Raw genomic sequence first — 26541 nt, 5'->3', positions numbered from 1 at the left:
CAAATAATATATAAGAATAAAGGCATTTTAATACCAGTGTACCTATTTGTATCTTTAATTGTAGTAGCACTTATAAATGGTCTTTTAAAACGCTATTTGGGCGAAGTATTTGCTTCAGAATATGACTATAAAATCTCATAATAGGAATCACATTTATTTTTTCAGCATTATGGACGTATAAAACAAGTGAGGATTTCGTTGAAGTTGAAGGTAAAAAGATAAAGGTAGATATTGAAAATTCTTTTTTCTTTATTCCTATGAAAATATGGGGTTATATTTTATTGGGGTTGGGGCTGTTATTCACTATACTTGGAGTAATTGACACAACTAATATCTAACTCAGAATTATTACCAATGAAATCAATATTATACATAACAATATCTTTCTTTTTTATTGCCAATTTAAAAGGGCAAACAAATAATTCGAAAAAGGTTAATACCTTTTTTAATTCCGCTTCTGATATCCATATTATAAAATCAGAAAATGAAAAATATTTTTTAAAAACACTCTCTTATGACAACCTTAGAAATACATCTGTTGGTAATACAATTATCTACAGTTCAGACTCTACAGAATTATATACAATAAATCGCTATTTTTATATTCGTAAAAACGAAAGTGAAATATTAATCAGCAATGATGGTACTAAAGTAGCCTATATTAGCGATAAAGTTCTTGGATTAAAAGATGGTAACGAAAATATTATTGTATTTAACAATGGTGAAAAAACTACATCATTTAATCTTTCTGAATTGACAGATTGTGATTCAGAATCTTTAGATTGCTATTTATTTTATAGGAGGAAATACGAGGTTTGGGCTAATAACGAACATGTAAATATCAATGACACCACCCACTTAGAAAATAAATTAATGGAAAGTGTTTTATACACGGATAATGATACTGTATATATTTTCTCAAAGTTGGGCAGGCTTATAAAACTTAACTTAAATACTTCTGAAATAAATTTTGAATCCTACAGAGAAATAGATATATCTATATTTGATCGATTAAAATCAGTAAAAATTAATACATTAAAATTAAAAAACGTTCCCTCATTCTTAAATTTACCTAAACTAAAAGATGGAAATAGTTTTTATGAATCACTTGCAAAATATCTCAATCTGCAAGTTACTCCTGAAACCTTAAAGTACAAAAATGAGTATAAAAAATATTGGATTAATTTCGATTTAATAATCGATAAAACAGGGATAGCAAACATTGATTCAATCATTAATTATACCTATAATTTTCCTGTGTCTAAATTAACTGAATTTGTAAAAACCTGTTCCTTTAATTCAAGCACAGTCCCAGAGGAAGTTGGGAAATGGAAATACACAGTATCAATAAGTTTAATGAATACAAATTTAAAAATCTCTAAAAAAGAAAGATTAATTGAAATTAAACAAGAGAATATTATTAGGCAAAAAAATTATGTTGCGGATTCAATAAATGGTATTTATATCCCAAAAAACATTGAAGAATGCTTTTACCAACTCAACAAGATTCTTGAACCAAGATTTGTAGAAAAAATAAAAAATTTAAATAATAGTTCCGAAACAATTAGATTTCATTTTGGACTAGGAATGTGGATTCGTAATAATTGGGGATTATGGGGTGGGTCAAGATTACAACTGTATATGCAAAAGAGAGGTATTGAACATCCAGATTCTATGTCTGGTGTAATACTTAGTTATTATTATGATTGGTTAAACGGGAATAATGATAATTGGCAAAAATTTGACAAAATGAAATCTAAAAGTAATATACTTTGGCTTTAATTCAGTTCAAATGTTGAATCAACTTTAATTACTTTATACTTTATTCCTGTACGAAAATTCTTATAAACAAACTCCTTTTCATTTAATTTGAGCACTTTGTATGTATCCCGATTATGAGGATTTGTTGCGTTTTGCACTTCAGCGATACCATCTTTTAACAATATCTTATAAATTGAAAAATATACACCACCTGAAATTCCCCACTCGCCATTTTCAGACTGTTTAAACATTTTTCCATTGGGCTTCGTCAGTTTAAAATTAATGGTATACAAACCATCAACTGACCTATCGGTTAACCATTCAAGTTTTGACCCATCTTGAGAAATTTCACTTCCATACCATTTCCCTGTCATTAAATTCCAGTCATTTTTATCTTTTTCGGTAAGGCTAGGACTATAAACTGATTTTAACGTGGAACAACTTGATATTAAAACTACCAAGGTTAATAGCGTAATTTTTTTCATTATAATGTATTTAATACTTAATAAAATCTATTCAACAAGATTTACCAACCCAATAAAAATAATAATAATTAAACACATAAATAAAAACATCATAAATACCGATTAGTCAAATAGTCAATATACTTTTCATTTCCAACATAAAAATGTTTTTTCATTTTAACTATTAATTCCTGATAACTAATAGAATGAAATTTGACATTGTCCTTAACTGCAATTCTTTTAAACTGATCTATTTCTTCTCTATGTTTACTCCCGTCAAATCCATATACATCGTACCAAAGGTATAGTAGTCTAAATGCAGATTTACCGCAATTTTTCTTTAACCCTAGAATATGTTTTATAAGTTGAGCAGCATGTAAATATTTGAATTTATTATCATTTGGTGAGATTTCTTCTGCCAATTCTTTAAGATAACTAATATCTTTCCATTGTTCAGGTATTTCTTTTAAATATTTTTCACTTATTCCATCATGCTTTCTTGAAGAATATGATTCAGAGAATTTACATTCAATGCCGAATAATTTTACTGTTGATTTATCACTGTTTTTAATTACAACATCAAGATTAGGAGCAAATCTGAATGATTTGCTTATTTCAAATTTCTTTTCAAATTGAATATCTTGAGAAAATGAATTATTGATATTACATAGTCCACAAGCATAAGCAATATTCTTTATCTGTTTTGATTTACGCCAATATTCAAAAATGTTAACTCCAATCGCAGATGAAGAATGTAATGCAAACATTTTTGGTAAGAAACCATTCTTGTAATTCAATTCACCACCATCCCCATTATTGAAATCGTCAACCGTTTCCTTAGAAATACCAGTAAATAAATTATCTGCCAATTTTTGGACGTAAATTTTTTGATCTGATATTGATTTGCTACCAGAAAGGATTATGTCATTCCGATTTGCCCAAGATATTTGCTTTTGCTTGATAAATTCCAGACCATTCATTTGTAATATGATTTTAGAATAATTGTTGATATTTTCATTATAAATAAATCTTTTGTTAATAGTATTATATTGGTTGAATCATAGGTTCACAATATTTGAAATTCACGACTTTGTTTCTTAACATACTTTTATCTTTAAAATGTCTTGAAATAGAATAATTCTTTTTAGTATAATCATTCGAATCCCCAACATTGTGATAATATACTTTAATAGAAATACAATTTTCATGTTCAAAGATTTTATTAAGCATTGTTCTGTCAGATATTCCACATGAATGACCAAATATTTGTACTTGAAAAGCATTAGACTCAATAAATTCCATAAGGTTTCTATAATTATTACTTTCAAGATATTTAAATGATTTTATATGTACGAATGCTTCATCCTCATTTTCCTCTTCGAATTTTTCGTATTTTTTGTCAAACTCATCCCCAAAACCAAAAATAGGCGATTGCCCATTAGCCAGTTCTGCATTTATTGCCCCATGAATATAATTTATGGTTGAAAAGAAATCACCCATCTCATCTACATATTTTTGCAAAATGTTGGTATAGTTAAAATTTAGAAAATAAAATGACTTGGCAACTAAATCCTCTTCAATTGTATTTATTAAACAATCCTGCTTTTTTATTAATGACTTAAACTGATTTAATAAACCTTCATGAATAATACATTTTGATATATTCTCTTGCTTTAATAAGTATTCAATTAATTTACTTTTCAGAAATTCTAGTTCTTCATTAAGTGATGAAATTTGACTGAATTCTTTATTTGAAACTAAGTCAGCTAATAAATCAAAAAATATAACTTCAATATCATACCAATTTTTATATTGAAAATTATCAATAATACTTTTAAGTAATTCGAACTTAAAATGAAAATTAATATTTGATCTTGCCTTAATTTTAAAAAGAGATTCAATGCTATTATCCTTATTTAATTTTGACACAATATCAGTTATATGAAATAAATCTGATTTAGAAGAAATTTGAATAAGACTATCATCGTAAATTCTTTCCTTAAGAAATTCTTTAATAACATTTAATATATAATCAGAAATAAAATCTTTGAAACTTGAATTTAACCCATGGGCTAAATCAAAACCATTTCCAACAATTATTAACTTATTTACCTCTTTATACTGATTGAAAATACTGTTATTTATTCCAAAAGTTTCATATTCAGGTGCGTGAGTAAGTAATGCTGTCATTTCAGGTATAGTAATTAAAAGAAATACTAAAGTAATTATTTTACTTTGAAACTGAAAGTTTAAACAAACGGTCGTTTATTTACTACCTCTATTACAGGGGAGGTTATGACACAAAAATGGGGGCTAACAAGCCCTCTTTTTTGTTATATCCACCATTTTTTGTTTATTCAATTCAGGCGTTTTTCAATCTGTTTAAAATGTCATTTTTACAATTCAACTATAAACAAATAAAATTAATTAAAAGAGGCCGGAATTAATTCCGGCCTCTCCCCTTTTGTTAATCAATTATGATAGATTAGTTTGTTTTTACAACTTTAAATAACTGATTGCTACCTTCACTTTCGGCCTTTATCAAATATACACCATTTTGTGAAATTGTAAGGTCTTCTTTTGAAGAAGATGCAAGTTGCTGTTTAACGATTTTACCTGACAAGTCATACACGGTTATCAAGCCTGGTTTGCCTGCAAATTCAACGGTAAATGAACCAGAGGAAATTGAAGGATAAACATGAATTGTGTGCATTTCATTTCCTACCAGTCCTTCGTTAGTGTCATCAGGAATTGTTTTGGATCTTTCGCTAATTGTTGCAGTATCCATAATTCCTTCATACATGTTGAATTCATACACTGAACCTACCCATGTAGGATCACTGGAATAACCACCCTTGCAGATATAAGCCAGGTTATTGCTCAATAAATCAATTGCATTATGCGATGCGAGAGTTTGAATACCCTGTAATTCACCATCAATAAACATAAGGATAGAATATTTTGATAAAATGCTTACTACATGATGATCCGCGGCATCTTCCAGTTCTGGTCCGTCAACTCCTGTTTCATAGTTCCAGGGTTCAGTATCACTTCCACAACTAATGCCTGTACGCGATTTATTATCATCTCGTGCAATAGTCAGGAAATAACCATCAGAACCAAATCCATCCGCACTGGTATTACCGAAGTATGATAACATAGACCATCCACCGTTAGCTCCATTACCGCCTTTCACATAAGCTTCAATTGTAATTGCAGAATAGCTGTTGATGGCTATATCAGCAGCCGGAAGATCAATATACTGACCACTGGCTGTTGTAGTATAAATACCATCGGCTATGGATCCACCAACTAATGTACCGTTGGCATCACCTGCCATATCGTCTGCAGTGCCATCGGCAAACGTATAAGAATGTGTTTTGGTAAGTGTTGATTCAAGCTCATATTTTACCATATATGTTTTAGTTAGTGTGCCATCAAGGGATGTGACCATCACAGAAACTGTATCAACTTCTGCATCCAACATCACTTCGCCGGTATCAGCAACAACTGCAAATCTGTTTGATGCCTGTGCAGACACATTAACGGCTTCGGTTCCTGACGGTAAAATTGCTGACATCTCTTCGGCATCAGAACTGAATGCAGACATTAGACCTTTGTCCAATGAAAGGGAAGAAAGCGATGCTTCACTCATAAGAGCTGCATGTTCCTGTACCGTAGCTGCGTCCATGATACCACTGTAAATATTGAATTCATGAATTGATCCGTTCCACGTAGGATCAGGCCATCCACCTTTACCTAACCATGCATTGGCAGTACTTAAGGCAGAAATATAATCCGCAGGATTGCTGATTGGTGTAGTTCCCAGTAGTTCTCCATCCAGATAGAATGAAACAGATTCATATGTAAATACACTAACATAATGATGAACCTCACCGGTTGCCGGTTCCGGTCCGTTAACCCATGTTGAGCCTGTTCCTGTACGACTGATATCATCATTACGGGCAATCGACAGGTAATAAGTGTTCCGGCTTTCAAGATCACCGAAATATGCATAGAATGTCCATGCCGGATTATTTCCTGCAGTTATATACGTCTCAAGTGTTATTGCCGGATAAGCATTCAATGCCAGGGCAGCACCATCAAAAGACAAATAGTTACCGTCCTGAGTTGATGTATATGCTCCGTTTGCAATTGTTGGTGTACCATTGATTACAGCATCAAGGTCTCCCGCCATATCGTTGGCAGTTCCATCATCAAAGGTATACGAGTGCGCCAGCGTCAAATCGGTCTGAACCACATAATTCAGTTTATATTCACTGCTATCCTCACCGTTTTTAACTTTTACGGTTAAGGTGTCAATACCTGCGGATACATCTACAGTTCCGGCGCCGGTAATTTCTGCCCCGGCATCAATTGCAGTAGCAGTAATGTCAATACTTTCAGTTCCAACCGGCAATACAACCTGATAGTCATATCTTGAACTTACAAATGCAGGAAATAGTTTACCGGCACTTAAAGTCAGTGCAGATAATGACGAAGTATTATCAACCAGGAAGTCTGCAGCATGCGTTCTTATTGTAGCAGCATCCATAGCACCGTTGTAGATATTATACTCATAAATACTACCATTCCATGTAGGATCAGGCCATCCACCTTTACATAACCACGCATTAGCTGTACTGATATTTGAAATCGGAGATGTTGAAGCGACGCTGTTCATCAACACGCCATCAATATACCATGAAATTTTATCGTTGGTTAACACACTAACAAGATGGTGCAGTTTTCCGTCATCTATCTCAGGCCCTTTAGCAGTAGCTCTTGATCCACCATTGAACTCAGTTATACTGATATTATCATCTCTTGCAATCGTAAAGAAATACGCATTGTTACCACTCATATCCCCAAAATAATTAAGGACTGTCCATCCTGGGTTTGTTCCGTCCCCGGCCTGGATATAGGTCTCCAGGGTAATGGCATCATACGTGTTCAATGCAAGTTCAGTACCATCAAACGAAATGAAATCGCCATTGGTTGCTGATGTATAAACACCATCCGTAATTGTTCCGGTTCCGTTTATGGTACCATCTGCGGTTCCTACCATATCATCAGCAGTTCCATCTTCAAATGTATAAGAGTGCATCAATAGTGTCGGACCAACGGCATATTTGATCATATATCTTGTAGAATCTGTTCCATCCAAAGATTTTACATCCACAAATAAGGTATCTTCCGCTGATTCAAGCGTAATTTCACCAACACCTTTTACTGAGGCAAAAGGTGTGGTTGCTAAAGCTGCCACATTAACAGTTTCGGTTCCTGTAGGTAATAAAACGGTATATTCAGTAACATCAGAACTGAAATCAGGTGATATTGATCCTTCAGCCACTGATAAATCAGAAAGTGTCACCGCATTTCGTGCATCCGAATGTGCTGCAATTGTTGCTGAATCCATTACCCCGTTGTAAATACTATATTCATACAACGTTCCGTTCCAGTTTGGATCCGGCCAGGTACTCTTACCAATCCAGCCATTATCAAGACCAATATTTTCAATATTACCTGATGGTACTGATTTAACAGAATGCAGTACTCCGTCGATATATAAAGAAAGCGTAGATCTGGTAAGAATAGTAACATAATGATGTGTTTCACCTGCGGCAGGTTCTGTACCCCGGACAAAAGAGCCGCTGGATGCTCCCATAGTGACATTGTCACCACGTGTAATTGTCATAAAATGACTATTATTATCACCGTCTCCACCAAAGTAATACAGCATTGCCCAATCTCCATTGGTACCCTGCGTAACATACGATTCCATTGTAATGGCTGCATATGTATTCAGCGCGATATCTGTTTGTGGAAGATCAATATATGTGGCACCGTCAGATGGTACAAAGACACCATTTTCAAATGCATTGGCTCCGACCACTGTTCCGTCAGCACTACCTACCATATCATCAGCTGTTCCATTTTCAAACGTATATGAATGCGTTTTAGTCAGGCTGTTTTTCATATAACGTAATACATATTCCGTACTGTCGTCACCATTTTTAACCCAAACTGAAATGGTATCTTTCTCCGCAGATACATCAACAGCTCCATCACCGGTAACTGATGCACCATCTGTAAACGGAGTAGCTGTTATATCAATACTGGTACGGTTTGCCGGAATGATTATATCATATGTTGTTGTTGTACCAACAAATGAAGGATACATGGTTCCGGCGCTCAGTGACAGATCTTTTAGACCTGATGTATTCGTGATAAGAAAATCCTGCGCGCGTTTGGCTATTGAATCTTCTGACATGACACCTTCGTAGATGTTATATTCGTAAAGTGTACCATTCCATGATGGATCAGGCCATGTACTTTTACCTATCCATGCATTATCGGTTCCAATATTTGCAATATTTGTTTCGGGTACTTTTTGCACAGCCTGTAAAACACCATCGATATAAAGTGACAGGGTTTCTGTTGTCAGGGTCAGCACATAATGATGTGTTTCACCTGCAGCAGGTTCTGTACCGTGTGCAAATGTTCCGTTAGAAGCGGCTCGTGTTACATTATCGCCCCTTGTAATGGTTAAGAATAAGCTGTTATTATCACCATCACCCCCAAAATATGACAACATGGCCCAGTCACCATTGGTTCCCTGGGTTGCATAGGCTTCCATAGTAATGGATGAATATGTATTTAATGCCAGATCAGCAGGAGTAAATTCAATATATGTATTGCCGTCAGCCGGTGAATAAGCACCATCTGCAATCGCCGCTGCCCCAACAACAGTACCATTGGCGGTTCCAACAACATCATCAGCGGTTCCATCTTCAAACGTGTACGAATGTTTTAAGCTCAGGTTTGACTCAATCACAGGCACTTCCATAGCTTTGGCAACACCATTAGCCATAATGTATGCTAAATCTGTTTCATCCAGCACCTCTCCGGTAATCAGTAATTCATCCATCATACTTTTCTGAATAAAACCTTCATTCTCTGTTTTTCTGGCTCCTAATACCAACTGACCATTATTACTTTCTGTTCCGGCATCTAGTTCATTTACTTTAACTCCGTTTACATACAGATACCTTTTGCCGGCTACGGCATCTTTTACATTGGCAACAAAATACCATTCTCCGGCAGTTATTGCCTGTGAGTCGTCCAGTCTCTGGCCATCCGTAAATGATCCCCACGATGTATTGGTACGCCATAATTCCATGTGAATACGTCCGGGACTCATTCCTCCTGCATCTTTTTGGTGGATCCACGTCTGCTCTTCTGCTGAAGAAGGATCAGACAATGTAACCCACGCTGCTATTGTAAAGCTGTTTTGAGGATTAAAATCCAATCCCGAAGAAACCACGGCAATGCTGTCGAAATAACCTGCCTTACCAAATTTTCCGGCAACATACGTAAGATCATTTGTTCCGGCTGTTTTGGAAAAGTTTACCCCATTGTCGGATGAATCATCGAGATTATCATCAAACTTCAGGTAGGTCTTTACCTGTGCAGGATCGATTTGTTGTGCACTTGCAAAATGCACCGATAATAGTGCACCTAGCAGAAAAAGTAATGATTTTAATTTCATAATAAAAAATTTAAAGTTTGTACTATATAATTCACTTAATATTGGGAAAAATGAATTCCTACTTTAACTTGTTTTACGAACTGCAACAGGGTAACCTTTCCACATGCTTTAAACCGGTGTTGCAATCAGAAATTCGCTGATTCGGTTTTATAAAAACTACATGGGAAACAGAATCTGTTCTGTGGGATTTAACTGACACAACATTACTGTCAACAGAACAAAAATCTGTAAAAAGCACCCGAAGGTTACCAGCTTTAAATCCGGTATTCTGATCGGTAATTGTTTTATTGTTTCGGATTTCTCCTTTAACCATACAAATAAATCATATATGACTAAAGCTAACTCTATGTTTACTAATACAACCTGCCGAATTGCCTTACTCATTAAAAATCCCGGTTTAGTTAATTTTTTTAAAAAAAATTTCATTTTTTGTCAGGCTATCTACAGATTATGAGTATCTTTTCTAGCCATAGTGTATGTACCAACATGATATGTTCCTGTTAAATGACAGTACCAGGTACGCTGGAAACCTTGAATACGAAAATTCAAATCAATATAAAATGAAAAAGATCGCATTATTTTTTCTTCTGGGATTATTGTCAGTTGCCTCTGTTGATGCAGATATCAAGGTTGCTAAAATATTTGGTCCTGGTATGGTCCTTCAAAAAGGACTAAAAAATCCTATTTGGGGTTGGGCTGACAAAGGTGAAAAAATTAAAATTGAGTTTGCCGGTAAAACTATACACACCAGGGCTAATAAGGAAGGGAAGTGGTTAGTTAAACTCCCTGAGATGGATTATGGTGGACCATACAAAATGGTTATTAGTGGAAATAACACAATCGTTTTTGATGATATTCTGATTGGTGAAGTCTGGGTATGTTCGGGACAGTCAAACATGGAATTTAGTGTTCAAAGTGTTAAAAACAGTACGCAGGAGATCGCAGAAGCCAATTACCCCAAATTAAGGATGTTTACTGTTCCAAAGCGTGTGAGCCAGTCTCCGGAAGCGGATCTTGCCGGTGGTGAATGGGAGATTTGTACGCCTGAAACGGTGGGAGATTTTTCAGCTGTAGGTTACTTTTTTGCCCGGGACCTTATGAAAGACCTTCAGGTTCCGGTCGGGATGATCCACACATCCTGGGGAGGAACCGTAGCAGAAACATGGATCAGCCCTGATGTCATTGAAAATGATCCGGATTTTAACAATGCACTGGGAAAACTAAAGACCCTTGATCTCGATAACTACGCAAAGGAAAAAACTAAAAAGATGGCAGATCTTTTCGGTGGCAAAATCCCGGCAAAGGATAAGGGAATATTAGATGGCAAAGCGGTTTTTGCGGATCCAAAGCTGGATGATAAGAACTGGAGTACAATCAATGCTCCGGAATTATGGGAATCAGAGGGTTATGCCGATGTGGATGGTATTTGCTGGTACAGAAAACATGTATATCTGACCAAAGAACAGGCAGAAAACGTGAATGATGTTTATCTGGCAAAAATTGACGATCAGGATATTACCTGGATCAACGGTAAAGAAATTGGAAAGACCAATGAGTATAATCTGGATCGTATTTATAAAATTGAACCAGGCGTCTTACATGAAGGAGATAACGTAATAGCTATTCGGGTTCTGGATACTGGCGGTGGAGGTGGTATTTATGGGAATAAAGACGCTCTCAAATTTAAAACTTCAAATGGGGATATTTCGTTGGCCGGTGACTGGAAAGTGAAATTTACAGAGGTATTTCCTGTCTCATCCTATATCAGCCCTAATGCATACCCTACACTGCTTTACAACGGAATGCTTAACCCGATTATACCTTACGGCATTAAAGGTGCTATCTGGTATCAGGGAGAATCCAATGCTGACAGGGCATACCAATACAGGCGCGTATTTAAAAGCCTGATAACTGACTGGCGGACACACTGGGATTTGGGTGACTTTCCGTTTCTTTGGGTTCAACTGGCAAACTTTATGCCTGCTAAAAATCAACCTGCTGAAAGTGAATGGGCCGAATTGCGTGAAGCACAAACCATGGCACTGGATCTTCCCAATACAGGAATGGCACTGGCCATAGACATTGGCAATGCAAACGATATTCATCCTAAAAACAAACAGGATGTTGGAAAGCGGCTTGAATTAAATGCATTAAAAGTTGCATATGGGAAAGATGTGGTAAATTCAGGTCCTACCTATGAATCCATGGAAATTAATGGGAATAAGGTTATTATACATTTTAGTAATACGGGTAGCGGTTTAATGCTGAAAGACAAATACGGTTACCTGAAAGCTTTTGCTGTAGCAGGGAAAGATAAAGTTTTTCATTGGGCAAGAGGTAAGCTTCTGGACAACAATTCTGTAGTTATTTATTCTGACGAAGTAGAAAATCCAGTTGCAGTACGCTTTGGATGGGCCGATAATCCGGATGATTTAAACCTGTATAATAAAGAAGGTTTACCGGCAGTTCCGTTCAGAACAGATACCTGGAAAGGGATAACCGAAAAATAACAAAACAGGCTGCCTTAAAAGGCAGCCTGTTTTGTTTTAAATCATGGGGTCTATTCTTTTATAAACCTGTATTTTTTAGCACTATTCCCATCATTGACTTCCAACATGTACAATCCTGCATTAAGGTCTGAAACCTGAATCCTTTTAGGATTACTCTCAATAACCTTGACTTTTTCTCCATTAATATTATAAATATTTGATGTAACAGCTGACTGAAAATTTCCGGACAGACTGATATATTCCTTAGTGGGACAAGGATATATACTAACCTTATTTTTATCTACTGGGACGTTAATTGAATTGGGAATGGTGATATTGGGATCATCTACACTTACAATAGATATTCCTGCATCAATGTATTGACCACCAAAAATTTGTTTACAATGAATGGCAATCAGGTTTTGATCATTAGATTTTAAGGCATTTTTGGCGGCATCGCTAATAGCCGCTGTTATATAATTGGTTGTCCAACCAGTGAAAGTGGCAGCCAGCACGCCATTTATGTATACTTCGCAATCCTCATCGTGATGAATATTCAATACAAAATTATCGGTATTGATGTTGGAAAGATCACCCAGGTAAAATTCCCGCCTTAGCCATATATCTTCAGTATTCCATACAGTTCTTACAATAGCCCCTGGAGTACCGTCCGTTCCAAAACCGGCCTCTCCTTCAGACCAGTCCACATCTGAATACTGTGGTTCATACCAATTAGATTCAGGAGAAGTATACCGATATCTCCACATTTGCGCTTCATCTTTCGACGTCCTTATCACATCAGCATAGTATATGTTATGATCAATAATTAATCGGTTGGCATTGTAAATTCTGTTAATATTAGCCTTTATCGTTCTGTCATATGTTAAAAGCCCGTTTAGCTCAGTTTCTACATCAGTAATTTCAGTATATACGGACGCACTTAATCCTGAATTGGTTTTTAGGGTTGTAACCTGACTCATATAATTCTCATAATAAGCCAGATATTCTTCTTCATCGGCTGCCATAACATATCCAAAGCCATCACTCCATAAATGTCCTGGTATTTTATAGCCAACACCTCCAAATTCACCGCAGGCTAGCACTTGTGTTGTACTTGTGGGACACGCAGGAGGTGGATATGAATGTATATCAAGAATATCTCCAACATCAAAATGACTTCCACCGCTGGCCTGATTAACAAGCCTTGTAGAATCCATATCTTTTACCATCTGAACCAGTTGAGGTGTATCGTGCTGTCCCTGGCTTTCATTAAAGATTACCCAAATTACAATAGAAGGACTATTCCAGTGTAACTCAACCATTTTCTTTAATTCATTTTTAAACGCTGATTTTTCAATTGCCTTTGGATTAGAAGTATATGAATTCTCCGAAGGCATATCCTGCCAGACCATTATACCCAGTTTATCGGCCCAGTAATACCATCGGTAAGGTTCAACTTTAATATGTTTTCTTACCATATTAAATCCAAACATTTTTATCATTTCCAGGTCATAGCGAAGCGCTTCATCCGTTGGGGCGGTATATATGCCATCCGGCCAGAATCCCTGGTCCAAGGGGCCATGCTGAAACAGGAATTTATTATTAAGATAAAGTTTCTGAATACCATCTTCCTCCTGAACCGAAATTTTCCTCATTCCGAAATAACTGCCGATCGAATCCACTGTAACACCATCCTTAACCAATTTTACCTGCAAATCATACAAGAACGGATTATCCGGTGACCATAATTTCTGGTTGGGTATACTAAATGTGATAACTTCATCAGCATTACCGCTTTGTGTTTGAATCACACTTCCTTCATCAAGTACAGTAGCATCCACAATAATTCCTGCCATATCACCAGCAGAATTAACGCTTAACTTAAGTTGTCCATGATCAATATCCGGAATTAATCTTATTGAACCGATCCGGTTTTCCGGAACAGGTTCCAACCATACGGTTTGCCATATTCCTGTGACAGAAGTATACATTATTCCGCCAGGATATAAGGTCTGTTTGCCCCTCGGAAATCCTCTGTCGTCGGTTGGATCAAATACACGGACTATTATTTCCTGTGTCCCCGATCCGCTAAGATATTCTGTAATATCAAATTTGAACGGATCATATCCACCGTAATGATTCCCAACTGAAATTCCGTTTATAAAAATTTCAGAGTAATAATCCACAGCTCCGAAATGTATCATTATTCTCTTACCATTCCATGTTTCAGGAACAGTAAATGTCCGACGGTACCAAACATATGGATGATGTTCCATTATTCCGGAAATGGCAGACTCGACTGGAAATGGTACAAGTATTTTTCTTGAGAGATCTCCTGTAGGAACAGGATCTGTCAATGCTGTACCAGGCTGAAATTGCCATATACCATTCAGGTTAAGCCAATGGTCACGCACCATTTGTGGACGTGGATATTCCGGAAGAACACTGTCAGGATTAATTTCTGATGAAAACCGGGTCATTAAAGGTGCCTCTTTCATTTCCCATTGTTGCGCATTACCCGAAAATGACAGGAAAAGTGCAAAAATAACTATCAACGTAGTCTTCATTTGAATTGGTTTAATGTCTGATTTCTATATTAAAAGATAAAGGGTGTCAACTGTACTAACTACATATCAACACCCTTATCAAACGCTTATTTAATTTATATTGTAAAATGTATAAGTGCAATGCACCAACATACACCGTATTGGGTATATCATTTACTGACAAATCTAAAGTTCCTGGTACTGCTTCCTTCTTCAACTTTCAGAAGGTACACGCCTGGATTTAATTCAGAAACATCTATCCCACTCAACCTTCCTGTCATGCGCTTAACTTCTGCTCCGTTAATATCATATATACAGGCCATAACTGTTTCCTTGTATGGTTTTGAAAAGTTCAGAAAATCATCAACAGGTACCGGAAAAATACTTACTTCGTCTTTTTTCTGAGCAGTTGATACAAAATTCGGATTTTTCAGAATCGGTTCATCCAGACTTAGCATGGAAATGCCTGCATCAATATATTGTCCACCCCCGGTTTGTTTACAATGAATAGCCATAATATTATCACTGTTTGCTTTCAGCGCATTTTTAGCTTCAGCATTTATTTCTGCTGTTACATACTTTGATGTATATCCGCTTAAAGATGTGGCTAAAACCCCGTTAAAATAAACCTCGCAATCCTCATCATGATGTATGTTCAGGACAAGATTATCCATATTTACACCTTCAAGATCAGCTAAATGAAATTCCCGTCTCATCCAGATATCTTCTGTGTCCCAGTTAGTTCTTACAACTGCTCCCGGTGTTCCTTCCGTCCCAAATCCTGCACTACCCGCATTCCAGCCAGCATCTGAAAAGTCGGGTGTGTACCAGTTAGCTGCGGGTTGTGAAACAGTAAATTTCCATATCTGCGGATCCTTCTCTGAAGCTGGTACAACCACCGCTTTATAAAGATCATGATAAATTACTTTACGGTTAGCATCACGAATGCGTTTTACATTTGGTTTGATTAAACGATCGTATGTCATTAATCCGTTCAATTCAATTTCCACATCGGTTATCTCAGTATAAACAGCAGCACTTAAGCCGTTATTGGTCTTATAGATGGTTAGCTGATCTGCAAAGTCCTCGTAAGTTGAAGCCAAAGCATCGGTAGTTGGCAAAGTCACATACTGAAACAGATCATCAGCGTTCCATAAGTGACCGTCCACAATATACCCCAATCCACCATATTCACCGCAGGCCATAATCTGATCTGTACTTTCAAGATATGATGGAGGCGGATAGCTGTGATGATCCAGAACATGTCCGACACCTTCATGCCATCCACCACTTGCCTGGTTAACCAGCCTTGACGGATCCATATCCATAACCATTTGAACCAGTTCCTTTGTATCGTGCTGTCCCTGAGCTTCATTAAACACTACCCACATAATGATTGATGGACAGTTAAAATGAGTTTCAACCAGCTTTTGCAGTTCATTTTTAAAGGCCACCTTTTCGAGGGGCTGCGGATTTGAGGTATAGGAATTAATAGAAGGCATATCCTGCCAGACCAGTACCCCAAGTTTATCGGCCCAGTAGTACCAACGGTAGGGTTCAACTTTAATATGTTTCCTTACCATATTGAATCCGAAGGTTTTAATCATTTCAAGATCATACTTCAGCGCCTCATCAGTCGGTGCGGTATATAATCCATCCGGCCAGAACCCCTGATCCAATGGCCCCATCTGGAACAAAAATTCATTATTCAAAAACATTTTTTTGATTCCATTCACATCTTCCATCGAAATCTTGCGCATTCCAAAATAGCTGCCTATGGAGTCTACTGTCTGACCGTCCTTTACCAGTTTAACTTCCAGATTATACAGGAACGGTGATTCGGGACTCCAGAGTTTTTGATTCGGCACAGGAATGTTCAATTCCTGATCAGCAGCACCTGTTACTGACTGAATTTCTGTATCACCATCCATTACTGTTGCTTTTACAGTGACACCGGTCATATTACCGTCTGAATTTACCGTCAGATTTAGTTTACTGTTATCAATATCCGGGATCATTTTTAAATCTTCGATGTGCGAAACCGGTACAGGTTCCAGCCAAACAGTCTGCCAGATACCGGAAGTTGATGTGTACATAATCCCTCCCGGATGTAACGTTTGTTTTCCTCTGGGATAGCCTTTGTCATCGGTTGGGTCATACACCCTTACAATTATTTCCTGATCTCCGGATTCATTCAGATAATCAGTGATATCATAGCTGAAAGGATCATAGCCTCCTGCATGGATACCAACAGCCGTTCCGTTAATAATAACCTGAGATCTGTAATCCACAGCCCCAAAGTGAATAATAACCCGTTGCCCTTCCCAGGCTTCAGGAACTGTAAACAGTCTTCGGTACCAAAACAAAGGATGGTATTCCATCACCCCGGAAATTGCTGATTCAATAGGATAAGGAACTAAAACCTTTCCTGCAAGATCGCCTGTCGGAACCGGTTCAGTCATACCTTCTCCGGGTTGATACTGCCAAATACCGTTAAGGTTCATCCACTGGTCCCTTACCATTTGTGGTCGCGGATATTCGGGAAGTACATTATTGGGATCTATATCCTTTGAAAAAGAAGTCATTAACGGTGCCTCTTTCATCTGCCAATCCTGCGCAAACGTCAATACCGGCATCATTACCAGTATTACTCTCACTAATAATTTCATAATATTCATCCTTTTGTTAATGGTACTTTGTTAATATTTGTTTGTGTATCTACTATTTAGTCATTCTAAATCGACAATAATAATCCAGAATCAGAACTTATTTTAGTTTATATTCATTTGATACAGAAAATGGTTTGTCACTGTCCCCTATTCCTCTTTTCTTATTTGGTTTGGGGCCCATTACAAATTTCAGGATCCCTCCGTTGGAAATATCTGAATAGCGGATATAATTCTTAGAATACGGCTGACCATTCAATGTTGCAGACTGGATGTATACATTGCGATCACTGTTATTTTCTGCTTCAACGATAAACGTATTCCCGTTTTCCAGAGTCAGAGTGACTTTTTTAAATACGGGGCTTCCAAATACATACTGATCTGTTCCCGGACATACGCTGTAAAAACCCATTGCACTCAATACATACCATGATGAAGTCTGCCCCTGATCTTCATCGCCCGGATAACCATTTTCCGTGGCATTGTATAACTTCTTCATTACTTCGCGTGCCTTTTGCTGAGACTTCCATGGAGCACCGGCATAATTATACAGGTATATCATGTGTTGTATAGGCTGATTTCCGTGCGCATATTGTCCTAAACCAGCCATCTGCATTTCCGTCATTTCATGAATCTGATAGCCATAAGTACCCACATTTACAGTGTTAGGAAGCGTGAATACAGAATCCATTTTCGCTACAAAGTTCTCTTCACCCCCAAGTAAATCAACAAGCCCCTGAGGATCATGGAAAACAGACCACAGATATTGCCATGCATTTCCTTCCGTGTAAGGTCCACCCCATTCATACGGATCAAAATTCTTATTCCACTGTCCATTTTTGTCCCGGCCTCTCATAAATCCGGTTTGAGGATCAAAGACATTTTTATAATTAAACATTTGTCTCGCAAATGCATCTTCAAACAATTTATTTCCGGTTAGTCTTGCCAGATTATAGCCACAAAAATCATCATATGCGTATTCAAGTGTCTTTGCAGTACCTTCGCCATATTTCGGATAAGGCACATAACCAAGAATATAATAATCGTGCCAGCCGTGCCTTCCGTTTGCAGCTCCCCATGGTCCCTTATTTGTTGCCTCATGAAAATATGCTCTTAGTGCTTTATCAGGGTCAAATGTCCGGATTCCCTTTACCCAGGAATCAGTCAGTAACGAAATGGCATGATTTCCAATCATACTACCGGCCTCTCCAGGAAAAGACCATGAAGGTAACCAACCACACTGATCATATGCATCCAGCAATCCTGCCACATACCTTCCGTGCATGGTTGGATGCAAAAGTGCATTTAACGGGAACTGAGCTCTGAATGTGTCCCAGAATCCAGTATCTGTAAAAAGGTATCCTTTATGAACTTTACCATCATACGGACTAAAATAATAGGGTTCACCGTTTTCATCGTATTCGTAAAACATTCTGGAAAAAAGACTTGCCCTGAAAAAACAGGAATAAAATGTCGCTTTGTCATCTTCCGAATCTCCCTCAACAACGATCTGGCTTAGATACTCATTCCATATTTTAAAAGCACTATTCTTTGTTTTTTCGAATGATGAATTTTTTCCAATCTCCCTCTTCATATTCAACAATGCCTGGTCAGGACTTATGTAAGAAGAGCCTATTTTTGCCTGAACCTTTACACCCTCCTCAAATTTAATCCATGCCCCTGCACCTTTGCCTGAAAGTTCAGTTTTATCATTCCATCTTCCCCGTTCCCTGTTTTCCCATACACCATATGATTTGAACGGCTTATCAAATTTTATAATAAAATAATCCCTGAAGTTTTTTTTCAGTCCTCTTCCATTGTGTACATAACCTGTTATTGTGCGTTTATCAGGGTCTATCTTTACTTCACTGTAGCCTGTATATCCATCAAAGACTATATATGCATTTGATTTTTCAGGAAAAGAAAATTGCATATGCGAACTCCTCTCCCCCGGTGCTATTTCTGTTTTTATACCGTTTTTAAAGGTGACCGAATAATAGTAAGGTTTTGCTATTTCATCCTTATGACTAAATTGTGATGCTCTTTCTTCCTGATCCAGTATTAATTCTCCGGTTACCGGCATTAAAGAAAAAACCGCATAATCATTGGTCCATGAACTGCACTGGTGGGCCTGCTGAAAACCTCTTATTTCATCTTTGAAATACTGATATTTCCAACCATCACCATTCGGCCCTGTTTGAGGTGTCCATGTATGCATAGCAAAAGGTAAAGCAGTAGTAGGATAAGTATTACCGTGTGTCAATTCAAACTTAGAATTGGTCCCCTGTAACGTATTCACATAATCCGCAAGATTTTTATTCTGGGCGAATCCATGGAGTACAATTATCAAAAATAACAACAGGACAGATTTTTTCTTATTAAAACTCATTACCTTAAACAATCTTTTACTATTAATAATGACAAGTTACACCTCTAACTCAACCGCAATAACAATAAAACAAAAGCAGCTGAATTACTCATTTGAATGGCAGATTTAAACCAAATATATTTATTATATAAAGGCTCTGCATAAATTAAAGATATGCCCACGGAGGGGCATAAATCTATAAACTTCAAACGAACAAAACATATAAAAATCCGGTTAATATTACCCGTTTTATTCAAAAGCCATTCAGAATGTCTTTTCTAAAAATGTTTACAAGACCGGAAGTGAATTGAGAATTTTATAAGATGTACTAACTAACTTATTCTGGAAATATGATCCAGCCTGTAACTATAACGGATGAATATTGAACCGGACTTTTAATTGTTCGTCAACGGTAACAACACTACCGGTTAATCCGGTAGCATTGCTTAATTTGATAATTATTCTTTTATAAATTTAACAGCACATCTTTCACCTCTGTCCATAACAGAAGAGATATAAATTCCTTTCGGTAATGCATTAAGATTAACTTTTACATTATCTGCACTGTTAATATTTACAGATTTTACCAGTTTACCCGAAATACTGTAGATATCCACTTTAGATACCTGGTCACCTGATACCGTAAGATTATTTGTTCTATTATTAAAATATACTGAAACTGGCTGTTCAGCAAGAACTTTTTCAATTGGAGTTCCAACTTCATATGCTGTAAGTATTCCCATATCAATATACTGACCACCTTCGTTTTGATATGTATGAACCGCGATGGTATTTTCACCACCATTTACGATAGCGGCTCTTGCTTCTTCAGTGATATCTCTCTGAACATAATTTGTTACCCAGCTTGGCGCGGAAAATGCTAAAACCCCGTTGATATAAACTTCTGTATCATCATCGTACATGATGTTTAATACAACCTTTTCGAGCTGAGCAGAAGATAGAGTTGGGAATGTTACTGTTTTTCTCAGATAAATATCTGTGTAATTTGTTGGCCCCCAAACAGTATTAATTGGTAACCATAAGATTGTTGTATCATCTCCAAATCCGCCCTGACCTTCTGACCAACCGGAGTCATCAAACCCAACAGTGTTCCAGTCAGCATCAATTGTCTCAAAAGCAATTTCCTTGTACTTCCATGTTTGTGCTTCCAGTTGAGCTGTAGGAATAATTGCAGTAGCCGGCTCTTTCGTTTCAATACCAAAGTCAATCATCTGACCTCCTACACCCTGTGTACATTTTACAGCTATCAGGTTATCCTGATTAGAAAGAAATGCATCCTTACCTTCCTGGGTCATCTCCCTAACTTCGTAGGCATCGTTCCATCCGGTTTCCTGGAATGCCACAACTCCGTTAATATAAATAATTACATCATCATCATGAAAGATGTTTAGATACATATTTTGAATTAACTCGGCTGACAAATCACCCGGATTAAATATTTTCCTTAACCAGATGCTGGTTCCCTCCGCACTGGTCCATTCGGTACCCTGCGGTCCTCTGTTACCAAATCCACCAGGAGCATCATGCGTCCATGTGGTAAACCAGTCGTCGGCCTCATTGTAGTCTGTATTCATCCAGTTTTCCAACGGTTCAGACAGTGTGTAACTCCATAGTACCGTGTTAGCTGATGCTTTACCTGTAGGAAGGATTACGAGTGATTTAATAGTATCAGCTTCAGCGCAAACATCTTGCACATAGGTTCCCAGCATAAGTGCCAGAACAACCATAAATGTTGAGAATAAACTTTTTTTCATAATCTCTAATTTTAAATTAATGTTAATTTTTAAAAATAATGATCACTTATATTAGAATTTCGGTTCTATTCGTTTGAAAATGAGTACGGAAAATCCGACTTTTTGATACCGCGCTTTTTATTTGGTTCATTTCCCATATCAAATGTTATATCGGCACCATCCATTAAATCTCCATACCTGAAATAATTTTTATCGTATGCCTTTCCATTCATTTGTATAGCCTGAATGTATTTGTTATCCAAACTGTTATCAGGAGCATTCAGGACAATCTTGTTCCCGTTTTCAAGAGTTACAGTCATTTTCTTAAATAGAGGTGTACCAATTACATATTGATCAGCTGATGGTGTAACGGGGTAAAATCCCATGGCACTGAAAACATACCACGCCGATGTTTGTCCGTTATCCTCATCCCCACAATAACCATCCGGCTCAGGTGTATACAACCTGTCCATAACCTCACGGATCCAATATTGTGTTTTCCACGGCTGACCGGCATAGTTATACAGGTAAATCATGTGCTGAATTGGCTGATTACCATGTGCATAATTGCCCATATTCATCACCTGCATCTCCCTTATCTCGTGAATCACCTGTCCATAGTAAGAATCATCGAATATCGGAGGAACAATAAAAACAGAATCCAGCATCGCCAAAAATTCCTTTTTCCCACCCATCAGGTCAATTAATCCCTGAACATCATGAAAAACAGACCAGGTATAATGCCAGCTGTTTCCTTCTGTAAATGCATCACCCCATTTAAACGGGCTGAAAGGTTTTTGAAATGATCCGTCTACATTACGCCCTCGCATCAGATTGTGACCTTCATCGAAAACATTCCTGTAATTTTGCGACCGTTCAGCAAAAATCTTAATTTCCTTTTCTGGTTTACCCAGTTTTTTACCCAGCTGATATATGCAAAAATCTGCAAATGCATATTCAAGTGTCCGGGCTACATTTTCATTCACTCCAACATTATATGGGATATACCCTAATTTGTTATAATAATTAACACCATAACGGCCAACGGAATGTAGTGGTCCTTCATTTTGTGTATTCTTTACAACGGCCTCCCATAAGGTTTCAATATCGTATCCCCTGCATCCTTTCAAATATGCATCTGCTATAAGTGTGGCTGAGTTTGATCCGATCATGCAATCCCTGTGTCCGGGACTTGCCCATTCAGGCAACCAGCCACTTTCCTTATACGCATTCACCAGACCTGCCTGAATCTTCTCATTCAAAGAAGGATACATCAGGTTAAAGAAAGGGAATACTGCTCTGAACGTGTCCCAAAATCCATTATCTGTAAACATATATCCGGGCAGGACCTCACCATTATAGGGGCTGTAATGTACAATAGTTCCGTCCTTGTCTACTTCATAAAATTTACGCGGGAACAAAAGTACACGGTAAAGCGCTGAATAAAAGGTTTTGATCTGATCGTCCGTACCGCCTTTCACTGCAAGCCGCGACAATTCCTTATTCCAGACAGCCTCACCTTTGTTTTTTAGCTGATCAAATGAATCATTTGCTAATTCCTTAAGGTTCAGTTCTGCCTGTTCATAACTTATGAATGATGAAGCCACTTTAGCATGTATCTGTTCTCCTTTTCGTGTTTCAAACTGAATGGCAGCACCTACATGATACCCCTGCATTTCCTTGGCATTCTCAACCAACTGATTACCATTCCATGCATCACTTTTAACAAAAGATTTATCAAATACAACAACAAAGTAGTTTTTGAAATTTTCCGGTACACCCCCACTGTTTCTTGTTGTATAACCGATCACTTTATTTTCACCCGGAACAATTTTGATGTAAGATCCCTGATCAAAAGCATCGATCAATACAAATGATTTATCATTTTCAGGAAAGGTGAACCGAAACATAGCCGCCCGTTCTGTCGGGGTAATTTCAGTTGTTACATCGTAATCTGCCAGGTAGACTTTATAATAATGTGGTTTAGCCGTTTCTGCCTTATGCGAAAACCAGCTGGCTCTGTCATCCTCGTCAATTTTTAAATCCCCTGTCATTGGGAACAGAGAAAACTGACCGTAATCATTGATCCATGGACTTGGTTGATGTGTTTGTTTAAAGCCTCTTATCTTATGCGCATCATAGCCATATACCCAGCCATCTCCCATCTTGTTTGTCTGTGGTGTCCAGAAATTCATTCCCCAGGGCATAGCAATAGCCGGATAGGTATTACCATTTGATAAAATAAATTCAGAATCAGTGCCCATTAAGGTACTGACATAATCCACAGGCTTAATATCCTGTCCTCTGACACTGAATAGCGACAGCTCAAATATTAATATTATAACAAAAACCAACCGTTGTCTCATCTTCCCAATATAATTGACATTGGCAGACAGTAAAACTGTCTGCCATATTTCCTATTCCAATAGTTTTATAAAATAACCTCCCACAACTGATCTTGCCTGAAAGCCTACCTGTTCAGCATTTGGTGTTTCATACCAGTCACTCATCGGAACCCTGTCAGGTGTATCCGTCACATAGTCGTGCAACGGATCAATGAATTTCTGAAATGTTGCTTTATCAGATGCCATTGTCGCGGTCCATACCACCCAGTCAGATTTGGTATATGTGCGACGGTTATCCAAAGGAAGTCCGTATTTATTTTGTTTGGTTAAATAATATGTCACTTCTTTTTCCGCTACGGTCCCAGGGAAAATTCCAAAACCCAGCAGTTTATCCCATACCAGATTATATTTCTGACTCCAGGTACCTGGCTTGTCAAAAGTCAGGCGGTAATGATCGCCATCATCGGCCATTTTCATCCATTCTTCAGCCATTTTCTTAGCTTCTTTGGTATACGTATCTGCTACTTCAGTTTTACCCAGCATTTGGGCCAGTTTGCCATAGCTGGCAATACCCATAATCGCTTTTACCGATAGATTTACATTATGGGCAAAATGACCGGCAAAATCATCCGTACACAACTGATTTTCAGGATCCAGACCATTCTCCATCAAATAGTCGGCCCATGTTGTCAGTACTTCCCAATGTTGTTCTGCATAATCTGCATTTCCTTCCATTTCTGCAATAGCCGCTGTGAGGATTACCATGTTTCCACACTCTTCCACCGGCATATCACCACCATAGGTCTGGCCGTTTGCCTTTGGATAGGTTCCCACGTCATGCGCTGCAAAGGGCTTGGTCCATTTCCCACTTTCTGAGTAATAGAAGATTGGATTCAGCATACCTTTCAGCATGTCCGGGTTATATTTTAAAAATAATGGAGCTGACGGATAGGTCACATCCACTGTTCCGATAGAACCATTACTGAAATTTTCTTTCGACAGGAATAAAATATTTCCTTCGGGATCCTTAACCAGTTTATGTGCAGCAACCGACTGACGATAAGCCAACACACAGAGATCGGCATAATTCTTTCCACCTGCCGTAACAGCTTCGTTCCAAACTTCATTATCAAAAGCATTACAACGTTTCAATACTACATCATGATCCGAAGCTGCAGCTTGTAAGGCATCATCAAACGTTACCTCACCACCCTGAGTCCACCATGCTTTTAGATTATCACCAAAATATTGAATGGATTCAATGTCATCATAGCCGATCATAACAAATCCTGAAGTTTCTTTTGAAACTTTACCCAGCTCTTTAACACAAACCATAGAAGGCATTTTCTGTGTCATTTTTGTGGTGATAGCATCGATATTTGCACCAGCATTTCCTGAATTTACAAATGCTTCTTTTGATTCAAAATAATCGCCAACCGACACCTGTGAATTATCATCCGAGACCGATGCCAGGTAAGCATATCCCCAGTCAATTCTTACATTGTCACCTTTTTTCTCAAGAATAGGTTGTTCTGTTGTCCCTGCTTTAACATACATCACATCTCCGGTATGTCCCTGAGTAACCTGAACTTCCTGAAAAGGATCATTCACCGCCCATTCAGGCGTGGTTTCAAAATACACCTGAACTTCATGCTCTGCCCCATCGTTGGATGTTACATTATAATTGATGTAATTAACAGGACGTGACAACAGGTCAAGGTCGTCCGGTAGTAGTGGTGATACAAATTCCACTTTTAAATCAACAGGTCCGCAGGTAAAATCATAATGGGTTTGAGTGGCAGATAATGCGACTGATTTCTGTTCCGCAGTCTGCTCAAACACCTGTTTTCTGTCGTTTTCGGTATATAATCCGAAATCAACATAATTCAGACCTCCACGATCAAGGCAATGAGCTGTTATGACGTTTTTCCCATTCGAATTAAGCAGTGATGCATCAATCTTCTGAACTACATTCCGGCGAGCTTTATTCCCTGTATTCACGATCTCTTTTCCATTTAGATACAGTTCAAAATCATCATCGTGGGTATATTTCAGATAAATATCCGCGCCCTTGGCGAGCTCCGGTAATGTAAATTCCCTGCGAACCCAGATATTATCCGTATCCCAGTCTGTTCTTGCCTGAATAGTTCCCAACGTACCAAACCCGGCTTTCCCTGATTTCCAGGACTTATCGTTATACTTACTTTGTTCCCAACCTTTGGCAGGTTTATCAAATGTGTATTTACCAACCCATTCCTCTTCTTCTGCCATGGGCAAAAGAGTCTTCAATGGTATATCCTCCTTCCCCAGAAAACGATAAACTTCGCAGTCAACGCGAATAGCACCGATTAAGGAATGTGTTCTGCCTGTCCAGTGTTTTACCGGTGTATCAAACAACTGATCGGATGTGGACCATGCACTGGTATATGGATCGATCGTAATTAATGGATAGGCGGGAGCCCGGAGCTCTGTCGTTGCAGTTTTTTCAGATACTCCTCCAATGCATGAGGATAACAAAATCCCAAATCCGGCAATGCCGGTAATTATTTTACCCAGGTTCATTATTTTAATTCTGTTTGCGATCATAATTATATGT

12 protein-coding genes are annotated in these 26541 nt (G+C 37.7%); 2 read left to right on the top strand and 10 right to left on the bottom strand.

What is annotated here, in order from left to right; genetic code table 11:
• Positions 1-354 precede the first annotated feature (354 nt).
• The gene (locus ACE1ET_RS13665) at positions 355-1782 is read left to right on the top strand and encodes a DUF6794 domain-containing protein (protein WP_375728977.1); all 1428 of its coding nucleotides are present in this window, start codon (positions 355-357) and stop codon (positions 1780-1782) included.
• On the opposite strand, the gene ACE1ET_RS13660 is transcribed toward ACE1ET_RS13665, so the two are convergent.
• From ACE1ET_RS13660 to ACE1ET_RS13645, 4 genes are all read right to left on the bottom strand, one after another.
• On the bottom strand, positions 1779-2246 hold the full coding sequence (locus ACE1ET_RS13660) for a hypothetical protein (RefSeq protein ID WP_375728976.1): 468 nt from the start codon (positions 2244-2246) through the stop codon (positions 1779-1781). The two genes, ACE1ET_RS13665 and ACE1ET_RS13660, sit on opposite strands and share 4 nt — an antisense overlap.
• Before the next feature lie 89 nt (positions 2247-2335).
• Positions 2336-3205 carry a PGN_0703 family putative restriction endonuclease gene (locus tag ACE1ET_RS13655; RefSeq protein WP_375728975.1) on the bottom strand — a complete coding sequence of 290 codons (870 nt, stop codon included), beginning with the start codon at positions 3203-3205 and terminating at the stop codon, positions 2336-2338.
• Between the two features lie 64 nt (positions 3206-3269).
• Positions 3270-4415 (bottom strand): AbiH family protein, encoded by a 1146-nt coding sequence (locus tag ACE1ET_RS13650; RefSeq protein WP_375728974.1) that lies wholly within the window; start codon positions 4413-4415, stop codon positions 3270-3272.
• A gap of 295 nt (positions 4416-4710) precedes the next feature.
• Positions 4711-9777: a LamG-like jellyroll fold domain-containing protein gene (locus tag ACE1ET_RS13645; protein WP_375728973.1), complete on the bottom strand. Its 5067-nt coding sequence runs from the start codon at positions 9775-9777 to the stop codon at positions 4711-4713.
• 560 nt (positions 9778-10337) lie between these two features.
• On the opposite strand from ACE1ET_RS13645, the gene ACE1ET_RS13640 reads away from it, so the two are divergent.
• Positions 10338-12287, top strand: a complete 1950-nt coding sequence (locus ACE1ET_RS13640; protein WP_375728972.1) for a sialate O-acetylesterase — start codon at positions 10338-10340, stop codon at positions 12285-12287.
• A 50-nt stretch (positions 12288-12337) separates the two neighbouring features.
• On the opposite strand, the gene ACE1ET_RS13635 is transcribed toward ACE1ET_RS13640, so the two are convergent.
• The 6 genes from ACE1ET_RS13635 to ACE1ET_RS13610 all read right to left on the bottom strand — a co-directional run bounded on the left by ACE1ET_RS13635 (position 12338) and on the right by ACE1ET_RS13610 (position 26531).
• Entirely contained in the window at positions 12338-14833 is a 2496-nt protein-coding gene (locus tag ACE1ET_RS13635; protein ID WP_375728971.1) for a sugar-binding domain-containing protein, read from the bottom strand.
• A 149-nt stretch (positions 14834-14982) separates the two neighbouring features.
• Positions 14983-17481 (bottom strand): sugar-binding domain-containing protein, encoded by a 2499-nt coding sequence (locus ACE1ET_RS13630; protein WP_375728970.1) that lies wholly within the window; start codon positions 17479-17481, stop codon positions 14983-14985.
• A gap of 97 nt (positions 17482-17578) precedes the next feature.
• Positions 17579-19867 (bottom strand): GH92 family glycosyl hydrolase, encoded by a 2289-nt coding sequence (locus ACE1ET_RS13625; RefSeq protein WP_375728969.1) that lies wholly within the window; start codon positions 19865-19867, stop codon positions 17579-17581.
• 437 nt (positions 19868-20304) lie between these two features.
• Positions 20305-21621, bottom strand: a complete 1317-nt coding sequence (locus ACE1ET_RS13620) for a T9SS type A sorting domain-containing protein (RefSeq protein WP_375728968.1) — start codon at positions 21619-21621, stop codon at positions 20305-20307.
• A gap of 65 nt (positions 21622-21686) precedes the next feature.
• Entirely contained in the window at positions 21687-23966 is a 2280-nt protein-coding gene (locus ACE1ET_RS13615; RefSeq protein WP_375728967.1) for a GH92 family glycosyl hydrolase, read from the bottom strand.
• 51 nt (positions 23967-24017) lie between these two features.
• Positions 24018-26531 (bottom strand): glutaminase family protein, encoded by a 2514-nt coding sequence (locus tag ACE1ET_RS13610; RefSeq protein ID WP_375728966.1) that lies wholly within the window; start codon positions 26529-26531, stop codon positions 24018-24020.
• Between the last annotated feature and the right edge of the window lie 10 nt (positions 26532-26541).

The organism is Quyinboa mangrovi (assembly GCF_042219825.1).
In the GTDB taxonomy this organism is placed as follows: domain Bacteria; phylum Bacteroidota; class Bacteroidia; order Bacteroidales; family UBA5342; genus JBHJHP01.
The sequence above is the reverse complement of the archived record's forward strand: the minus strand, read 5'-3'. Positions and strand labels throughout refer to the sequence as shown.